The sequence below is a fragment of the Photorhabdus sp. P32 genome (assembly GCF_038085095.1).
Lineage (GTDB): Bacteria > Pseudomonadota > Gammaproteobacteria > Enterobacterales > Enterobacteriaceae > Photorhabdus > Photorhabdus luminescens.
On sequence record NZ_JAZGJN010000287.1, the window covers coordinates 70,692 to 88,224 of the forward strand.

Here is a 17,533-nt window from a genome sequence, read left to right on the forward strand (position 1 = left end):
AACCTTTGTTTTCGTTGTTACACAGGCGAGTAATAGCAGGAGATCAATGCTCATACAGAGCTTGGTTATTGTTAACGTTTGCTCCAAACCAGGAGCCAATAGAGCAGATCCGAATAGTCATAATTTTGAGCATCTCAGAAATAATATTTACTTTTCGAATAAATAAAATCCCAAGATACTCAAAGCATCATTGCCAAATAAATTTGGCATGATGGTTTATTGTTGCAATTGATATATCGAGATCTAAAGAACGGACTGTTTACGATAAAATTGTCTTAATGCATGTTGAGCGATTAAAACTTGCTGAATTTGGCTGGTGCCTTCGATAATTTCCAGCACTTTGGCTTCTCGATATAATCGCTCCACAGGATAGTGATTACACAAGCCATTACCACCTAAAACCTGTACAGCATTATTTGCAACCTGAATAGCCGCTAAAGAGCTCTGATATTTAGCAATATTTGTTTCCATTATTGCATCATGGCTACCTTGGTTTCTTAATTCGCCAATCTTCTCGCATAGGGCTTTGGCCGCATAAAAGGCTGTTGTCGAATCTGTAATTAAGCCTTGAATTAATTGGTGTTGGGCAATTTTTTTACCAAATTGTTCTCTTTTGCGAGCATAGGTAACCATTTCCTCCAGAGCCGCATGAGCAATTGCAACCCCTGCCCAAGCAATACTGTATCGGCCATAAAAGAGCGCAGTATTTGCGACAAAGCTTAACCCTGCGCCTTCTCGCCCGATAAGATTATCCTTGGAGATTTCCACGTTATCAAAGCTCAACTCGGATAGATAAGCACCGCGACTAGCCAACAGTCCTGTCATTGGCGTGCGACTCAATCCAGCCGCTTCTTTCTCCACCATAAAGGCGCTGATTTTGTCGCCATTCTTGGCGAAAACCAGAAATAAATCGGCAATTCCCGAGTAAGTGATCCACTTTTTATTACCGTTGATGCGATAACCTGAATCTGTCTCTTCGTAAGTTGTTTGAATTGAACCAGCATCTGTCCCGGCATTGGGTTCAGATAGTGCAAAACAGGCAATTTTCTCGCCTTTACACATCGCTGGCAGATACTTTTCTTTTTGTTCCGCGTTGGCAAGTCTCACTAAAGTTTCACCCACCAAGCTGGTGTGAACCGTAAGCAGTGCCCTAGCCGAATTGCAGCCTTTACCGATTTCTTCCGTTAAATAGCCGTATGACAATGGATCAAGGCCACTACCGCCATATTCTCGCGGTAGAATAGATCCCAGAAATCCTAAATCGGCCATTTGAGCAATAACGTCTCTTGGTACGCCGCCTTGTTGGTCGAACATGCCAGCGTTAGGCCGAAGTACTTCATTTGAAAACTCTTTCGCTAATTTAACCAGCCGGTCCATTTTATTATTCATAAATAAAATCTAACCTTTTATTTTTTGGACAAGTTGTTGCATTTTTTCAATCGAAATAAAATTCTCTCTTTCAATATATTCATCTGGAATTGAAATCGAAAATTTATCTTCGATAAAGCATAGAAGTCTCATAGAAAATAAAGAGTTAACCAGACCGCTTTCAAAAATATTAGTATCGTCCTTTAACTCTATTTCATCATCTAAATTGGTAATATTATTTTCAATAAAATTACGAATTTCTGTTGATATAATATATGAATCTTTCACAAACTCATCCTTTAATTAATTTCAATTTCGACATAACGCGGAAAATCAGGAACTTGACTCAGATCATGGGAGAAAATTATTGTATCATCTGAGAGTTCCTGACATTTTTTAAAGCCAGCAAATTGATAGGTTACATACATTTGCCTATTACGCTGTGTTCGCCTAAACTCAGCATGCAAATTACGCGATTTTTCTTTAGCTTGTTTCATAATATAAGTCAGAGCGATACTGCCGACACCTCTGGACATAGTTCTACATGACATAAGCAAAAGCTTTATATAATCCGTGTCACCTTTATATTGAACCAGAGCAAGACCTATTTTTCCGTAAGAGCCATATTTATCGACCAACTCAAATACAAACAGGTCATGATCATCAGCAGCCATAAGCGCTGATAGTTCATCACGACTGTAAGTAATACCGGTAGAATTGAGTTGATTGGTGCGTTGCGTTAACTCTTCAGCGCGGAGTAAATCTTCCTCTTCGGCTTTGGCAATATAAAATTTCATATCTAATTGACTGAGGAAGTCTTCAGGAGTGCCGACAAATTGCTCTTCCTCATTCTTTCTGAGGATATCATCTTGATAACGACGCCTTCTCAGCTTTGCATCATCGGATATTTCCATATTTGCAATTCGCGGTAAGTCTAGCAGTGTCTTATATTCTAAAGCGTCAATACAAACAACGTCAGGATGCCTTGAATTAACCTCATCCCTTTCCATTATTTGATCATCAACAAAAATAAAAGTATCTGCTGAAATATTCAGGCTCTTCTGAATTTTTTCTATCGATAAAGACTTCGGCCCCCAATTAATTTGCGGATAAATAAAATACTCATCCAGTTCAAATTCGCGAAGTTTAGCCATCGCATCACTAGCCTCATTTCGACTAGAGATAGACTGCAAAATACCCATGTTATCCAATTTTTTGATAATCTGGGGAATATTTTCTTTGAGTTTCACCTCATCCTGCTCAGATAAAACGCCTTCCCAAATAGTATTATCCAAGTCCCAAATCACACATTTAACAGGTTTATTTGTGACTTCAACTTGTGTGTCAATATTCATTTTCACACTTTCCCAATTATTTATATTTAAAGAAACCCATACCGCTTTTTTTGCCCAAATGCCCGGCATCAACCATTTTTTTAAGCAGTGGGCAGCATCGATATTTTGGGTCCTGATAGCTGTCATAAAGAACACGTAGTGAATTCACCACGGTATCCAGCCCAATCAGATCGGCCGTCTCCAGAGGCCCCATAGCATGGCCATATCCATCTTTAAAAATCTTGTCTATATCCTTTGGCGTTGCAACGCCATCCTGCACCAGAAAAGCCGCTTCATTCATAAACAGGTGAGATAATCGGTTCGAAACAAACCCGGGGTAGTCTTCCACCACCACCGCATTCTTATTAATGCTTTGCAGCAAGGCTTGGGAAGCTTCTAGCGTTTTGTCGCTGGTATGGAAACCTTTAATGACTTCTACACATTTCTTAAGCGCGACAGGATTCATGAAATGCAAGCCAATAACTTGCTCTGGATAAGGTAAGCATGAGCCAATTTTAGTAATTGAAATACAACTAGTATTTGCAGCGACGTAGGTCTTCTCATTCATGACAGGCGACAGCCGTTTATACACATTCTGTTTAGCTGCCAGATCTTCTTTCACATTTTCAATGACCCAGTCGCTCCCTTCAATTTCCTGATAGTCACTGACCACTTTTATTCGTTCAAGCAGCTCATTTATATTCACCGATTTGAGTGAAGGTTCAAGCATGCGATAGAGCCTAAACTCACTTTTTATCCGGGCAGGAATGTTCTCAAGTACGGTTGGATCAATGTCTAGAATAACGACATCATGACCAAAAGCGGCGCACACCATCGCGGTGTCTAACCCCATAACACCCGCACCAACAATCGATATTTTCAACGCCAATCTCCTTTTTAAAATTGTAAAACTACATATCTTGAAGTTTTCCCTCGCTCCAACAGCGAGCGTTTCATACGTTTTTCTCTCATAGCTGATGCCGGTTTTAGTACGCTACCGCCCCTCGCCATGACCAATGCGCATAAGGTGTACGACTTTATGGGACGCTTTGCCGAGCACCTGCCCCCGCAGACGCTCGGCAAAACACAAAGGACCGTTATCCTTCCCACTGACAAATTGTGCAATGACGCCACTCGCTTCAAAAATCGAAACGAATGCTGTTACCGACCTTAGTCAATCTAGGTGATTTTTTTGTAGTGCAACTCAACCTGTTTCAGGTGGTTGTGCTTATCTCTGGCGGGACCTTTGACGTTGTATATAGCAGATTAGTTTTCGCCTTATGCCGGTGATTGCTCAGCGTCGGCGCTTTCAGAATGGTCTCTAGTTCTTTACAGAACATAGCGTTGTCTAGCAGATTGGATTTCAAATCGCGGAAAGTCAGAGTGATTTTTTCTTTATTGCCATCAGCAGACAAGGAATTTTCAACACTGGGGTGTACAACAGAGGAATATTCGGAGAGGACACTGTTACCGTCATTTTTATTGACACTAACTTTTTTCTGTGCGCTACCAGTACAGAAGCTCCGTTTAATATTAACGTGTACTTTCGGCACTTCGTTCATAAAACTTTCAAACATAGTATTTATCCTAAATAGTAGCTCATGAGAAGGAAGTCAGCCATGCAACATTGACAGGAGGTACTTTGCTTCTGCTTTAACCGAAAGACAGAGCAACAATGCTGATACATAAATTTACATTAACAATATTACACAGCAAACCATCTAACTAAAGTAAATTTCCTACATATAATAAACACAATATCGTTATTTTTAGTTTTTTTATCTCAAACGAGCTGATCCTTATAAATTTAATAAAACACTTTAGGAAAACTGATAATAATCATACATAATAAATATTTTTCGTTCAAATAATTAATAGTTCTAATAATATTATTAGAATGTAAATTTCTATGAACAGGCAACACGAACCTCGTGACACGAACGTTTAGAACACTGACTGTAGGTTGTACACATAGGCTCTATCGGCCTTGGAAAAACATGAGATAACGCCCAAGGCGTCATATCAATGGTGGGCGATGGTGATAAAATCACCTATAATTCAGCGGGGCAAGGATTTGTGTGAACGTGTAGAGATGAACATAAACAGCGGCACTTATCCCCGGAGTACCAAGGTAGCTGCCTGGAAGTTCACCTTTCATGACAAAAGCAATGGCGTCAATGATCACCTTCATTAACCTTAGCCAAACGCTGATTCAGTGTCAGATCCGTCTGCGATGCCAAAGATATCAGGGCATCCGTGATGGGTGCAAAAATACGCGCCCCCATCCGAGCCAATCGATCGGACCACTGCTCAGCGTCATTGACAATAATGCCGAGCTTACGCCCATCAGTGGTCCTGGATACATAGTCCTTGAACGTCTCCCCCATACGAGGCTGATTATACAAAACCTCATTCTTATACTGAGGGCTTTGCATGCCGTCGATATACAACCGCAATGAACCATTGATAGCCCGGTCAGCTTCTATCGACATGCTGGCGAACATATCAAAAACAGACAACGGCAAAATCTATTTACAAACTCATGTCATAATTCCCATAAATTTTTTAATCATCCTTAACACCAAACCCTTGGGAACGGATCAACTGATTCATTACCTTTAGATCCACCAATAGATCGTCGATATCGTTATCCAATAGACGCTGGTGCATTTCACTAAATGCGACACTCATTTCTTGCATCCCTTGATAAGTCAGCGATCTCACCTCTTCGAATTGCGCGCTATTAGCATTCTGCTCTTCTAACGAAGCACAACGCCCCAATGCCTTGACAATCATTGGCAAATAACGGTTGAGAAATAACTTACCGGGAGTGACATCCCTGGCATCAGCCTGCATACAGCCAATTATCGCCTGTGTTTTCTCTTCAATCTGACTAATCAATTCCTGTATCTCATATGTCATGCCAGACTTATAACGTTTGATCTGAGTCAGTTGCTCATAATATTCAGTAAACTCTGCCTGTGCTTCATCTTGCCGACACTGTTCCTCTGCCTGTTGACGAGCAGTAATCTGTTGCTGCCGTTGCAGCGCTTTCTGCTGCCGGAGATGCTCCCAGAATTCAGCAAACCCGGTTGTCAACACAACGATAAAAAATACAACACCAAACCAAACAGGAATCGCATGGGCATCAATTCTAAACAACGCGACAATAATACTCGCTGTCATCAGTAATAACGGGAACCTGCTTACCTCTAGTTTACGTTGTCTGATAATCGTGATGAACAAAGCCGCCAGCCCGCCAAACAACAGTGCGGCGGCCCACAGCCCCGCCAGTACACTCAACACCGCCACCAACCAACCGGCCAAAGTCGCCGGCCTATGTGGACGTGACGGATAGAGAGCCAACAATCCGATATAGACTGATAACAGCACTATGCTAGAAATATGACCATCACCCACTGGCAAGGCCAAAAAAGACCAAGGCGTATACAGAACAACACAAGCCAGTATAAAAGCGAGGACAAAGACTTTGATATGAAACAGTACCCGTGATAACGACCGTTTAATGCTACCGAACAGAGATATTACCCCCTGTTCCTGCTGTTGTGCCGCATCACGGTCAGACGATGATTGAGGTGTAGGCATAGGATATTTTATTCCTCTTACTATTATCCATTCCTGTCAGGAAAGCATCTGATAAGATGACTAATATTGTGCATTAGCCGCCGCAGTTAAACGCTGGCGTAAATTGTCTTCCATTGAGGAGAGTTCTTGCTCAATTTCAGTTCGTTTAACGCGCGCTTCTGACGCAATGCGCATTGTATCTTCAATCGTATTGACCAAACGGCTCTGCACATCACGCAAAGTTTCAATGTCAACGATAGAGCGTTCCACTTCAGTAGCCGTTGCAATGCTGCTCTGTTGCAAGATTTCAGCATTTTTGCGCAGTAAATCGTTGGTCGTATCGGCCACCTCTTTTTGCAATTTAGCCGCTCTACTCTGAGCTTTCAGTGACAGATTGAGTACCATCTGACTTTTCCAGATTGGCAATGTGGAAAGGATGCTACTCTGGATCTTTTCCGCCAGTTGCTGGTTGTTATTTTGTACAATCCGAATCTGTGGCGCAGTCTGTATAGCAATGGTTTTTGACAGTTCCAGATCATGAAGACGGCGTTCAAAACGATTAATATTTTCCAGTAGATCTTTAACACTCTGCGCATCCATCATGTCTTGAGACGTTTCAGCCTTGCTCTGTAATGAGGGCAATTCCACCATTTTAATCTGTTGTAACTTCTGTTTGCCCGCTTCAACATAGAGCGATATTTCTTTATAGAAACTCAGATTGCGATCGTAGAGTTGATCTAACACTGTGATATCACGTAGCAAGTTAAGCATTGCACTATCCAGATGAGTGGCAATAGTATCGACTTGCTGTGTTAGCGTTTTCTGATCAATCATGGTGCGTTCGACTTTTTTAAAAATCCCGCCGATCAACGGTAATTTTCTCAGAAAGCGACTACTCTTCTCTTCTGCCGATAACGCATCATGTTCGCGAATAAACATGACCAAATCCGAGAGTTTCTGGCCTACCTCATCAGCCTCTTTGGTTCGTACATTCTCTAATAACGTATCAGCAAAACGGGCGATCCCTCCCATAGGCTTGGCGCCATAGCTGATCACCGCCGCAGGTTGTGAAATATCGATCTTTTCTATTAGGCTATTGATGTGCTCCTGATCAACCAGAACAGTTGACTCATTGATAGCCATATCACGACCAAATGATGGGATAGGTATAACTTTAGTACTCATAAAATAATCCTGTTAGCTGAATAGATAAAATAATTTTACGTAAAATAAGAAATATTATAGGATGTCTACAACGTGTTTAAAATAAGTTCTATTTTCTGACAATCTGCGATTACCTCGCACACAAAACAAAAAACGCCAGCATAAGCCAGCGTTATCAGTGCATCAGTTAAAAGAGGAACTGGTGGCTAACCGTAACTAACAACAGGCGGCAAATTTCTGTAAAATCGTAATGCTTCATCGTTACGGCCATAGCAGTACGCTAAAATAACGTGCTCATTTTTATTCAAGACATATCTACCAAATTAAACAACTAACAAAGAAAGGGCTAATCATTAAAATTGGTCACGGACTATACCCAATGGATTTCAAGATGCATCGCGACGGCAAGGGAGCGAATCCCCGGGAGCATAGATAACGATGTGACCGGGGTGAGTGAGCGCAGCCAACAAAGAGGCAACTTGAAAGATAACGGGTATATATACAAAAGCCAGACCGAGCACGATATCAGGCAAGCCTATCCCAGCAAAACCTGGCGGTGTGGATGCCATTGTGTCTGAGATGCTAAAACTCAAAAAGATTGATTTTACTTTTGATGACTTAACACTCAAATTTATGAACGGTGAAATAACCCAAATCCCAGCATCAATTAAATTCAAATTTGATAATCGGAAATTTAGTACTCGCTTACAAATAGGCAGAAAATTAATAAATGAAAAAGGTTGAAATCATGAAAATTTTGTTTGTTATTATGTTACTTCTCTCTGTAATAACCGGGTGTTCAGGTCAAAATATCCCAAACAGACAAACACAAACAGAAGAGGGATTGGAATTCGCATTTTCATCCGGCGGTAATTTTACCTTAACTCACGCCTGTACCGACAAAATCGATTATTTAGGGCCAGACGAAGGGGGTAATGACCAGATAGAAATAGCGATAAAAAACAATAAACAATGCTTTGCTCACTTTGATGCTTTAATCAATAAAAATATCGGTACCCAAATGACAATATCATTTAAAGGTACTCATCTTGTTACGGCGACTATCCAAACTTCTTTAAATCCTTCATTTATAACGGGGGTAAAAGATAAAGAACAAGCCATAAGCATTATAAACACATTAAAAAATTAAAGAATAATCAGTCATTCATTAAGAAAATCAACTGTACCGCACTATTTATCCTATACGTCGTAGAACTTTGCCCCACCAAGTCAATATTGAGCGCAGTGTACATCCTGATCGCCCAGAACTGCTGCGAATGATTGCCGATCTGCAACCTAGATAGGCACCAAAATTTTTTATTTTATGAGTCTATTTTTCGGACATATATTTATTTTCCGAGTAGGATTAAATCCTACACACCTAACTGGAGGTATGCCATGCGAACTACACAACAATTCAGTATTACATTGCCAAATGAAATGGCTGATGTAGTAAAAACTAAGGTCATGACGGGAGAATATGCCACGGAAAGTGAAGTTATTCGGGATGGCCTGCGTGCGTTAATGGCCCGTGATCGTGCGGTTGAAAGCTGGTTACGCGAACAAGTCGTCCCTGTGTACGATTCCATGAAAGCAGATCCGGCACGAGCACTGACTGTTAATCAAGTACGAGCAAGATTAGCTACTGAACGCAAGCAGAATTAAAGTGAGCTATCGTGTTGTCTTTTCACCAGAGTCCTCAGAGCAATTGGTGACACTTTACCATTATCTGGCTGTTACTGCCTCCCCAGACACTGCAACACGTTATACAGACGGTATTGCGAGAGTTTACAAACTTTTCCTCATCACGGGACTCAACGTGATGATATTTGTTCCGGCTTACGGATTACCAATTACAAGAAACGAACCGTGATTGCTTTTGATGTTGATAGCAATGTTGAATTAGTTTCTATTATTGGCATCTTCTACGGCGGTCAGGATTACGAAACTTTTCTGCAAAGCGATTCAGAATCTGACATATAGATCTGTGATGACCTTATAATCTCAAAAGCAGCGATTAATGATTGGGGTAATAAAGTGGCTGCTCCCGGCCCTGAAATCTTCGCCCATTATTGGGCGAAGATTTCTAGCGATGTTTATTCAAAATATTTACTAGAAAGAGAAAACTCGTCGTGCAGCTCCCACAGCACTGGTTCCATAGTCTATCGCATTGGCGATCCCTGTTGTGGTCAGGACCCTGCCTCTGACCTGATTACCAATCATACCCGCAATATTATCAATACCACTGCCGATAGCGCTTAGCCCTCTGGAAATCCAACTATCTCTTCCCATCACTCTGTGCAGACCCGTTCCAATGCCGCCTGCAAGCCCGCCGAGAACGCTAAATATAGGTTCAAAGACCGGTCTGGCGACACTGAAATGCACTAATTGTCTGGCTAAACCGGCGACATGTGGGCTGATAGCCCGGCCTAAGAGCCTACTCAAAAATCCGCCGCCCATTACTCTGTTAATAGCCATTTCCGCCCCCAAACCAGCGGCATAACCCACTGCGTAATTCGCTAAATGTCCGGCGGGATTACTGGCGACATCTAAACCAAAACCAATCCAGGAACCATAATAGGTACCAATACCGGCATGAATACCTGCTCTGGTACTCCCTTGTGTACCGGTGATCATCCCACCAGCCGCTCCCCCCGTTGCTGCCGCTATTTCATGTGTAAAGGTGGTGGAAGTCCCCAACATGGTATCAATAGTACCTACCGCACTTCCGGCCCCAATAGCGCCGCCTATCCCACGGTCAGCATTATTTATCCATGATCCCACCGCTCCCGTTACCGCCCCGGCGGCCGATGCAACACCCACGCCTTGTGCTCGCGCGCCATAAGCCGCGGCTGAACCCGCGCCGGCAGCCGCGCCAGCCGCCGCCTGCACTAACGTCGATTTGCCCTGTACGAGTCGAGCGAGTAATGCTCCGCCTTTTTCCAACAGGCTACCTACGTTATATCCCATCAACGCGCCAATCCCTGCGCCTACCGCCGCAACCCCCAGAATGACGGGAATGGCCGCTCCAGCCGTAGCTGCAATGGCAGCCGCCAGACCGCCAATCGCAATCCCGCCAGCAATGGCTCTGCCAATTTTTTGTCCCCGTCTCATTGACGCAGACATCCCCTCATCAGGTTTACGAAACAGAAATGAAGCAAACCAAAATGTATTCCGATTTCGGTTCGCAGACGGCGCTAATCCATCAGGGTCAGTCAATGTGATGGGGTTATTCCTCACCATCCGGTACAAATTCAGCCCATCCACGGTTCCCGCCGGATCAGCACTCAACCATCGGCCCACCCAAGACTGATAATAGCGGTAGCCGTAATAATACAACCCAGTGGCATCCCGCTCTTTACCGGAGTAACGAATAAATTTGTAGCTGGCTTCTGTCTGATTTTTCGCTGCCCAGACCGCAGTGCCGCCATACGGATAATACTCTTCCTGACTGAGAATTTGCCCTTCGCTATCCAGTTCAAGCTGGCTGGAACCGAGAAGATTATCGTAACTGTAACGCACCTGATCGTTGTCGATATCTGCCGGCTTACCGCTTTCCCAATGCAATACCCTTACCTGTGCGCGGCCCGCCTCACCTACCGTAATCACCTGCAAGTTTTTAGTTGTTTTATCTGCAACCTCAGTTGTGCGTAGCTCTAATCCCGGTAGATAAATCACCCGTTGTACTTGAATACTGTTACCCGTCTGCTGTTCACTCACTTTTAGCAGCCGTATTCCATCACTGCTATAACGATACCATTCACTGTCACTGGTATTTTCGCGGCTCACCGGTGTTACTCGTTGCAATTCACCACGGATATTCCAATCCAGATTTTGCCCTGGCATTAACGTCTGCTGATGACCGCCGGAATCAAATAGCGCATCCACTTGGGTTGGATCTGTCGTTAATGTACTCAATACCGCCCGGTTACTGCGGCTTGAAACGGTCATATCTGTGGTGTAACTATTTTGAGTCGCGGGTGAACTGTGTCGAATTTGAAGCAAATTACCGCCACGGTCATAAGTATAGGTACGAAGGTAATTGGTATAAGTGTTGTTGTCGGTAGGAACAGGTATTACGGGTGAGGGAAGTTGGTTGCTTTGCTGGCCGATATTGGCCATTTCACGCCCTGTCGCACTAATAAGCTGATACAGAGAATCATAAACATAGCGGTTCTCAGGCTCTACTTTCTGATTGCGCCAAAAGCGGGTAGCTTCAGCATCATTATGGATGCTGACGACATTCCCCACCGGATCATATTCATAGCGTAGATCCTGCAATACTCTCGCCCCTGATTGACTCTCTCCGGCGCGTCGGGTGGTGATACCAATCAAACGTTGAGTTTCTGGTTCATAACTGTACTCGGTAATCACGCCGTTACCATGCTCTTCACGCAATTTATGACCTGCGGCTGACCAGATCAGGGACTTAACAATCACCTGTTCACGCCGGCCTTTCACCGTTAACCAACTCCCTTTTAACTGACCGGCAATGTCATAAGCCAGACGCTGAATATTTCCTTTCGCATCGGTTTGGGTCAGTAAAGCCCCTATGGCATTAGTTGTGCTTTGTGTTGTATAAACCTCACTCGCCAGCATCCGCTGCCAGACAGTTTCATCATCACCGCTCCAGTTAGCCTCCTGCCCCTCTGCCAGCAATTGGTGAGATTGGGATAACATGGCACCCGCCAGTGACTGACTCATCAATCTGGTCACTCCCGCCGTGTCGTAGTGGCGTATGCACAGACCGGAGAGGTTATACTCTTTCTCCGCTGTTGTATTCTCAGCCCAGATAAAGCGCTCTGTCACTTGAGAAGTCTCTTGGTCGGAAACTTGCTCGCTCACAGATAACAAACGACCGGGCAACGTGTTGCCTTCATAGCGACGAGTCTGACGAACACCTGTCGCATTCATCGTCATTACCGGACGACCTTCAATATCATTTAATGTGACAGTTCGGCCAGCATCGACACTCTCTACCCGCAGAGCATTACCGGCCAGATCATGTTGCCAGACAAAATTAGGCTTTACTGAGTTATCAGCCTGCTTTGCATCATACAAGCGAGGGTCAATACTGTGGTTCAGGTGTCCACCAGCATCATACTGGTGACGGGTGACACGGGTGTCAGTATCCCCACCTGCCACAACACGGTGAAAACCAATATCACGAATGGACAGGCCGCGATTATCTAACACGCTGACTGTTGGGGTTTGAGTATAAAGAGTCGTATCAGACGTACTCATATCATATTCCTTTTATTTTGTTTTAAAGCTTCCCTTCCAATGAAATGGAGAAAGATCGCAAGATTAATTTCAGGTATGACAGACCCTCTCCCACTCTGACAAACAGAGTGGGAGATATTTAGTTAAAAGTTGATTTAAAAAAGTGTTTTCTTGACTTGATTTGCAAAGCTGGCGCCGCCGTCGCAGGCGGTGTAATGCACCTGCACCAGTACATCGTCCATATTCGCCAACAATGACGCCTGCATGTCATCCGCTTTCAATATGTTGCCATCAATATGTTCATCCACAGAACGCGGGAAGGTAAGCGTCCATTTGGATACCGCACCAGTGCCTTCAAACGATAGATAGCGCTCATCCTCCAAACGCAGCTCAAAACTACCAGAGTCATTCAGACCAGAAGAAAGCGCTACTTGCTGGCTGGCACGCAGATTAGTGACAATATGCGTCGCATTACCCTCTTTATCTGTCGAATCATTGAGATATTTAACACCGCCGATATCTGCTGCAAGCAGTGTACTGCTGCTCGTTTGAGTAAGCGTTGCTTTCACGTTCTGATACGGCCCAATCAGCGTCGGCAATGTCACTGACACGGTTTTAATCTGGCGCAAATAGTGTCCCGGATAGTCGTTGTCAAACAGCTTTTCGCTTAATGTAAAGTCGACTTTGCCCTCAGTTTTTAACTTACCAAAGCCATCATTACCCAATAAGCTTTTGAGCGACACAGTACGGATCACATTAAGACGGCGCTCATGACGAGCCAAATAGGCGGCTTCCATCTGATGCAAATTGAGTTGCAGTGTCTCCCCTACTTGCAGACCACGATAATGGTCATTCCAGGTACCGGTCTGGATAAAAGTGGCAGCGTAGTCCCCCAATTCATACTGCCAGCACGCCTGAGCAGAAAGACAAAGGGCAACCACAGCGTCGTATGCTTGATAGTACAGCGCGGATAATTGACCACTTAACCACTGGTATAAGGTTGCCTTGGTGAAGCGAGTAGTTAGGTAAGTCAACATGGTTCGAATTTGTACCTGCTGCGCCTTCGCCTGTTGCAAGGAAGTCTGAGCCGCTTTTTCGCGCACCGCCAGCGCATCCAACTGTTTCTGTAATGCTTCGATCTCAGACTGTGCCTGCTGGTACTGGATTTGCCACTCTTCACGGCGGCGACGGTAATTCTCCGTGGTTGCCAGACGCTCGGCTACTACGCTGGTGGCTTGACCAGCAGCCATCAACCCGATGGCAATCGCTTCCGTTACCCCCTCGTAGCGCGAACCGCCATCAGCCAAACCGAAGATATTAGGAATCACTTTCAGCGCCCCACTGGCAGTTTGTACGCCAGTGGAAGAAGAAATCAGGGATTGGGCTGAAGTTTGGGTATCCATCACCAGTTGTTCCGCGCTGGAGATATTGTTTTGATACAGCGTGTAATAGTGGTCATGGCGCTGTTGCGCCGTAGCCTGACTGGCTTGCAACGCCAGACGATCTGCGGCTAATCCATCCAACGCCTGTTGTTGCAACGTAATGGCATAGCTGGACATATCCAACAATTGCTGTTGCGCCAACTCCTCTTGACCGGCCCGTTCGCTACGCTCCAACAAGCTAAGCAGGTTCTGACCAAAACCGGTCAACGTCCCCACGGCGCTATAAGCCCGAGGCAACATAGCGCTGAAACGGTATGGCGGTACCGTCAACATTGCGCCACTGACACCATTCGCCAAAGTGCCGGACTGAGCACGCTGAGCCAACAGCGCTACCGGATCAGCCGGCGCAGCATACAACGGCAGTGAAAGCGGCTTGCCATCAACGGTCAGGTTATGACGCAGATTGTATAACCGAGCATCCAACGTATCCCAGTGAGACAACATCAGGACATTGAGCGGTTCGTTAAAGTAGCCATTATCCGCCAGTTTCAAGTGGCTAATGTTATTGCCCAGTAACGCGGGTAAAACAGTATCACTGTTAGCTAACTGGTGCTCGAAGTCACGTAAAGCCGTTTTTTGCCCGGCTGCCAAGGTATCCAAAGTTTGTGGTGTCCAGGCGCTACTCAGCGACACATCCGGCCGAGGCCCTAACAATTCAGCGGCCAGATTGTAATAGACACGGGCCTGAGTCAGACCATCACGAGTCAATTGGCGATACCACATATCTCCCTGAGCAATTAGATTGCTGACATAAGCGATAAATACCGCTTTCTGGTATATCACCGGATGAGCATAAGCCTGAGCATCGGGATCAATCGGATCACCCAAATGACGTGAAAGATCGCTGTGTCCTTCAACCAACGGGCGTACATTCCAATAAGCTGGAGCATTGTGTGGCTTGTTTTTCATCGCCGGATCAAAGATGTAATGCAAACTCTTTTGTGCTGGCGAAAATTGCTGTTCGTTGGCAAAACGGGTAGCAACCAGAAACGGCAAATGAAAGAACAATTCCCAGAAATAGAGACCATTTGAGCCATTAAAGTCCATTGGTTCACTTTTGCCGTCATTAACTAAATCAGCTTCCAAAGAAGGATCTGCCTGCAAGGTGTAATCCAGCAAACTATCCAGCCCTAAATTTGCCTTTTCAATCAAGGTACGCACAAAGGTAGTGTTAAGGCGGGTTTTCGCAGGTAATGATGAGGTCCAGAAATCCAAATATTGCACCAAACCACGTTTGCTATCGTAACGGGAAATCAATCGCGGAATGGCATCCGGCGCTTTGCTATCTTGCAACGCAACATACACGTTAAACCACTTACTGACCCAAGAATAGGCCCCTTTTTTCCCTGATGGGCGGTCATAATGATCCCACACAACATTCAAACAAACTTGTAGGTAGTTTTTATTCGGATCAGTGGAGAAATCCGCCTCGGACAGGGTATAGGTTGTAGAATAGGTCGCACCGCTGGCAAGTTTGAAAGTTTGATCACTGTAGCGTTTAAACAGATTGCGCCCATCCGCCGTCTCAGCATTGATTTCCTGATAGAATTTGCGGTTATCGGCGATTTTCTTGAAGTTTTTTATATAAGTGAGATGACCAGCACCTGCGAAAAAAGCAATCAAGGTATCAGTACTAATAGCATAATTTATTGCACCGGACCAATCCCCCAAACGTGTACCATCCGGAATATACAGGTTATAACTGCTAGGATCATCCCCTACCCAAGCGATACCGCCATTTTTCACAGTAACAGAATGGTGTCCATAAAGCAGGAATATGGAACTCCATGCATCATCAACGGGCTGGTTTATATCCCATGTTCCATTAGGAATAGACCCTCCACCATAACCTTGGGGATAATAGGTGATTACTGCATTATGGAAGCTGTAATAGTCTTCATCATCGTAATCCAGGTAAAAACCCTCGTCCCCAGTCCATGAAAAACCATAACCAGACGTAGAATTGTTCTCTCTGTCAGCACTCCCAAACGTATGGCGGTTAATAAAATCCCCATTGGTCGTGGTCTGGATATGGAGGGTCAGGCCATCTTGATCGATATCCACATAGGCACCGGTAGTCCCCTGCTTCAAGTCATCAACTTTACCTACCCAACCCGTATTTTCGGGATCTTCTGTCGGCTTGCCCGGAACAACTTTAGTAATCACATACTTTTTATCGTATACCGCAAATTGCAGGCAGTTCTGATCATTCGTTTCATCACGGTAAGTACTGAACAAAAAATTCTTACTCAATGGCCTGAGAATATGGCGATTGAAAGCTGAGTCACAATACAGATAACCATAAATAGCGGGTTTATTCTTTCTATTGGCCCCATCACCTTCAAATTGACGCACGAACACCCCCAACATTAGGCGGCCATACGGATTACTGTCAGTTTCCTCTGTCGGGTCAATACTAAAATCGGTGGTAGCCAGCAAATTGACCTGCCGCAGTGTAGTCTTCGATTCATCAATCAGCAGGCTGGATCGCTGTGTTTCTGAGCTTTCACCTGCTTGTTGCGTCATCAGCGTGGTAGTATTTGGTGCCGTCCAGGTATCATCGTAGCGTTTATAGCCAAACTTTATGCTGTAAGCATGGGTCTTACCGATATCTTTGCCGTCAGCACCCTTTTGCACTGCCGGGTCACGCTCAACCCAAGCCACATACAGCCGGTCGTTATAAAATACCGGGCGAACCGTATGTTCCAGCACCGTATCACCAGACAGCGGCAAGGTGATTTCCTGCCAATCATTCCAACAATTTGGCGTTACTGGATTTCCCGCCGGATCTTGACGATTTTTACTCAAATCCATCTGACGCCAGTAGTATCGATATGGTTTGGTAGTGGTACGGCCGATAAAATAGTAAATGGCCTGATCAAATTTATCCTGATTAATATAACCACTAAGTACATACAGATTACTCACCGCCTCAAACTCATTGAGATACGCCAGAACTGCGTCCTGAACCCGATCCGGATCGAGCCGATTCTGGTTTAAAGTCGTCTCCAACTCTGAGAAATAATGGCTTTTTTCCTGCCGAGTGATGGGAGAAATGTAGTTTTCAGCATAATTTCTAACCTCAGCCCCCGCAGCCCAGACTGCATATTGATTATCATTGTCGCGCCATTCGTTAGCGGTGGAGGGTTCCATCGCCTGACGCCCCGGTTCAGAGCCGTTGACCAGACGAGTCATATATTGCTGTATACTGGCAATCGCTTGAGCTACTCGGCTGGTCTCAACCTCATCAGCCACTTCCGGGTCAATCAGCAAGTATTCGTACAAATCTTCCACGGTCACTGGCTGACCATCGACGCCTTTCAAGGCTGGCGCCACAAAGTTCATATAGCCGGTCACCAGCGCATCACGCTGAGATTCATTCAGTTGCTTTTCCATTGTCGATAACATAATTACACC

16 protein-coding genes are annotated in these 17,533 nt (G+C 44.7%); 3 read left to right on the plus strand and 13 right to left on the minus strand.

The genetic code is table 11. The features are described from left to right. Nucleotides 1–243 precede the first annotated feature (243 nt). The 11 genes from V2H77_RS18700 to V2H77_RS18745 form a co-directional block, all read right to left on the minus strand. A complete protein-coding gene (locus V2H77_RS18700; RefSeq protein WP_341500004.1) occupies nt 244–1,389 on the minus strand; it encodes an acyl-CoA dehydrogenase family protein in 1,146 nt (381 codons plus the stop codon). Between the two features lie 9 nt (nt 1,390–1,398). Next, on the minus strand, nt 1,399–1,656 hold the full coding sequence (locus tag V2H77_RS18705; RefSeq protein ID WP_341500005.1) for an acyl carrier protein: 258 nt from the start codon (nt 1,654–1,656) through the stop codon (nt 1,399–1,401). Between the two features lie 11 nt (nt 1,657–1,667). Continuing rightward, on the minus strand, nt 1,668–2,849 hold the full coding sequence (locus tag V2H77_RS18710) for an HAD-IIIC family phosphatase (RefSeq protein WP_341500006.1): 1,182 nt from the start codon (nt 2,847–2,849) through the stop codon (nt 1,668–1,670). Beyond that, nucleotides 2,740–3,585 carry a 3-hydroxyacyl-CoA dehydrogenase family protein gene (locus tag V2H77_RS18715; protein ID WP_341500007.1) on the minus strand — a complete coding sequence of 282 codons (846 nt, stop codon included), beginning with the start codon at nt 3,583–3,585 and terminating at the stop codon, nt 2,740–2,742. The genes V2H77_RS18710 and V2H77_RS18715 overlap by 110 nt, the downstream gene beginning before the upstream one ends. 331 nt (nt 3,586–3,916) lie before the next feature. Continuing rightward, entirely contained in the window at nt 3,917–4,279 is a 363-nt protein-coding gene (locus tag V2H77_RS18720) for a hypothetical protein (RefSeq protein ID WP_341500008.1), read from the minus strand. Between the two features lie 470 nt (nt 4,280–4,749). After that, nucleotides 4,750–4,893 (minus strand): hypothetical protein, encoded by a 144-nt coding sequence (locus tag V2H77_RS18725; RefSeq protein WP_341500009.1) that lies wholly within the window; start codon nt 4,891–4,893, stop codon nt 4,750–4,752. After that, nucleotides 4,877–5,221 (minus strand): hypothetical protein, encoded by a 345-nt coding sequence (locus tag V2H77_RS18730; protein WP_341500010.1) that lies wholly within the window; start codon nt 5,219–5,221, stop codon nt 4,877–4,879. The genes V2H77_RS18725 and V2H77_RS18730 overlap by 17 nt, the downstream gene beginning before the upstream one ends. A gap of 46 nt (nt 5,222–5,267) precedes the next feature. Further along, nucleotides 5,268–6,308, minus strand: a complete 1,041-nt coding sequence (locus V2H77_RS18735; RefSeq protein WP_341500011.1) for a 5-bromo-4-chloroindolyl phosphate hydrolysis family protein — start codon at nt 6,306–6,308, stop codon at nt 5,268–5,270. A gap of 60 nt (nt 6,309–6,368) precedes the next feature. Continuing rightward, nucleotides 6,369–7,472 carry a toxic anion resistance protein gene (locus V2H77_RS18740; RefSeq protein ID WP_341500012.1) on the minus strand — a complete coding sequence of 368 codons (1,104 nt, stop codon included), beginning with the start codon at nt 7,470–7,472 and terminating at the stop codon, nt 6,369–6,371. Between the two features lie 185 nt (nt 7,473–7,657). Next, a complete protein-coding gene (locus V2H77_RS23695) occupies nt 7,658–7,759 on the minus strand; it encodes a hypothetical protein (protein WP_376712557.1) in 102 nt (33 codons plus the stop codon). A 78-nt stretch (nt 7,760–7,837) separates the two neighbouring features. Beyond that, nucleotides 7,838–8,020: a hypothetical protein gene (locus V2H77_RS18745; RefSeq protein ID WP_341500013.1), complete on the minus strand. Its 183-nt coding sequence runs from the start codon at nt 8,018–8,020 to the stop codon at nt 7,838–7,840. A gap of 1 nt (nt 8,021) precedes the next feature. Here V2H77_RS18745 and V2H77_RS18750 point away from each other — a divergent pair, with 1 nt between their 5' ends. The 3 genes from V2H77_RS18750 (at nt 8,022) to V2H77_RS18760 (ending at nt 9,116) form a co-directional block, all read left to right on the plus strand. Continuing rightward, nucleotides 8,022–8,195 carry a hypothetical protein gene (locus V2H77_RS18750; protein WP_341500014.1) on the plus strand — a complete coding sequence of 58 codons (174 nt, stop codon included), beginning with the start codon at nt 8,022–8,024 and terminating at the stop codon, nt 8,193–8,195. After that, on the plus strand, nt 8,182–8,601 hold the full coding sequence (locus tag V2H77_RS18755; protein WP_341500015.1) for a hypothetical protein: 420 nt from the start codon (nt 8,182–8,184) through the stop codon (nt 8,599–8,601). Before V2H77_RS18750 ends, V2H77_RS18755 begins: the two co-directional genes overlap by 14 nt. Nucleotides 8,602–8,849: 248 nt before the next feature. Continuing rightward, nucleotides 8,850–9,116, plus strand: a complete 267-nt coding sequence (locus V2H77_RS18760; protein WP_265379497.1) for a ribbon-helix-helix domain-containing protein — start codon at nt 8,850–8,852, stop codon at nt 9,114–9,116. Between the two features lie 447 nt (nt 9,117–9,563). Here V2H77_RS18760 and tccC read toward each other — a convergent pair whose 3' ends face one another. Together tccC and tccB are read right to left on the minus strand one after the other, a co-directional pair. After that, nucleotides 9,564–12,695: an insecticidal toxin complex protein TccC gene (gene tccC, locus V2H77_RS18770; RefSeq protein WP_341500017.1), complete on the minus strand. Its 3,132-nt coding sequence runs from the start codon at nt 12,693–12,695 to the stop codon at nt 9,564–9,566. A gap of 134 nt (nt 12,696–12,829) precedes the next feature. After that, nucleotides 12,830–17,524 carry an insecticidal toxin complex protein TccB gene (gene tccB, locus V2H77_RS18775; protein WP_341500018.1) on the minus strand — a complete coding sequence of 1,565 codons (4,695 nt, stop codon included), beginning with the start codon at nt 17,522–17,524 and terminating at the stop codon, nt 12,830–12,832. Nucleotides 17,525–17,533 lie beyond the last annotated feature (9 nt).

Bases quoted from the DNA above. Each gene is read 5' to 3' on its own strand.
- V2H77_RS18700 (WP_341500004.1), bottom strand. From the start codon at position 1,389: ATGAATAATAAAATGGACCGGCTGGTTAAATTAGCGAAAGAGTTTTCA.
- V2H77_RS18710 (WP_341500006.1), bottom strand. From the start codon at position 2,849: ATGACAGCTATCAGGACCCAAAATATCGATGCTGCCCACTGCTTAAAA.
- V2H77_RS18720 (WP_341500008.1), bottom strand. From the start codon at position 4,279: ATGTTTGAAAGTTTTATGAACGAAGTGCCGAAAGTACACGTTAATATT.
- V2H77_RS18725 (WP_341500009.1), bottom strand. From the start codon at position 4,893: ATGAAGGTGATCATTGACGCCATTGCTTTTGTCATGAAAGGTGAACTT.
- V2H77_RS18735 (WP_341500011.1), bottom strand. From the start codon at position 6,308: ATGCCTACACCTCAATCATCGTCTGACCGTGATGCGGCACAACAGCAG.
- V2H77_RS18740 (WP_341500012.1), bottom strand. From the start codon at position 7,472: ATGAGTACTAAAGTTATACCTATCCCATCATTTGGTCGTGATATGGCT.
- V2H77_RS18745 (WP_341500013.1), bottom strand. From the start codon at position 8,020: ATGGCATCCACACCGCCAGGTTTTGCTGGGATAGGCTTGCCTGATATC.
- V2H77_RS18755 (WP_341500015.1), top strand. From the start codon at position 8,182: ATGAAAAAGGTTGAAATCATGAAAATTTTGTTTGTTATTATGTTACTT.
- V2H77_RS18760 (WP_265379497.1), top strand. From the start codon at position 8,850: ATGCGAACTACACAACAATTCAGTATTACATTGCCAAATGAAATGGCT.
- tccC (WP_341500017.1), bottom strand. From the start codon at position 12,695: ATGAGTACGTCTGATACGACTCTTTATACTCAAACCCCAACAGTCAGC.
- tccB (WP_341500018.1), bottom strand. From the start codon at position 17,524: ATGTTATCGACAATGGAAAAGCAACTGAATGAATCTCAGCGTGATGCG.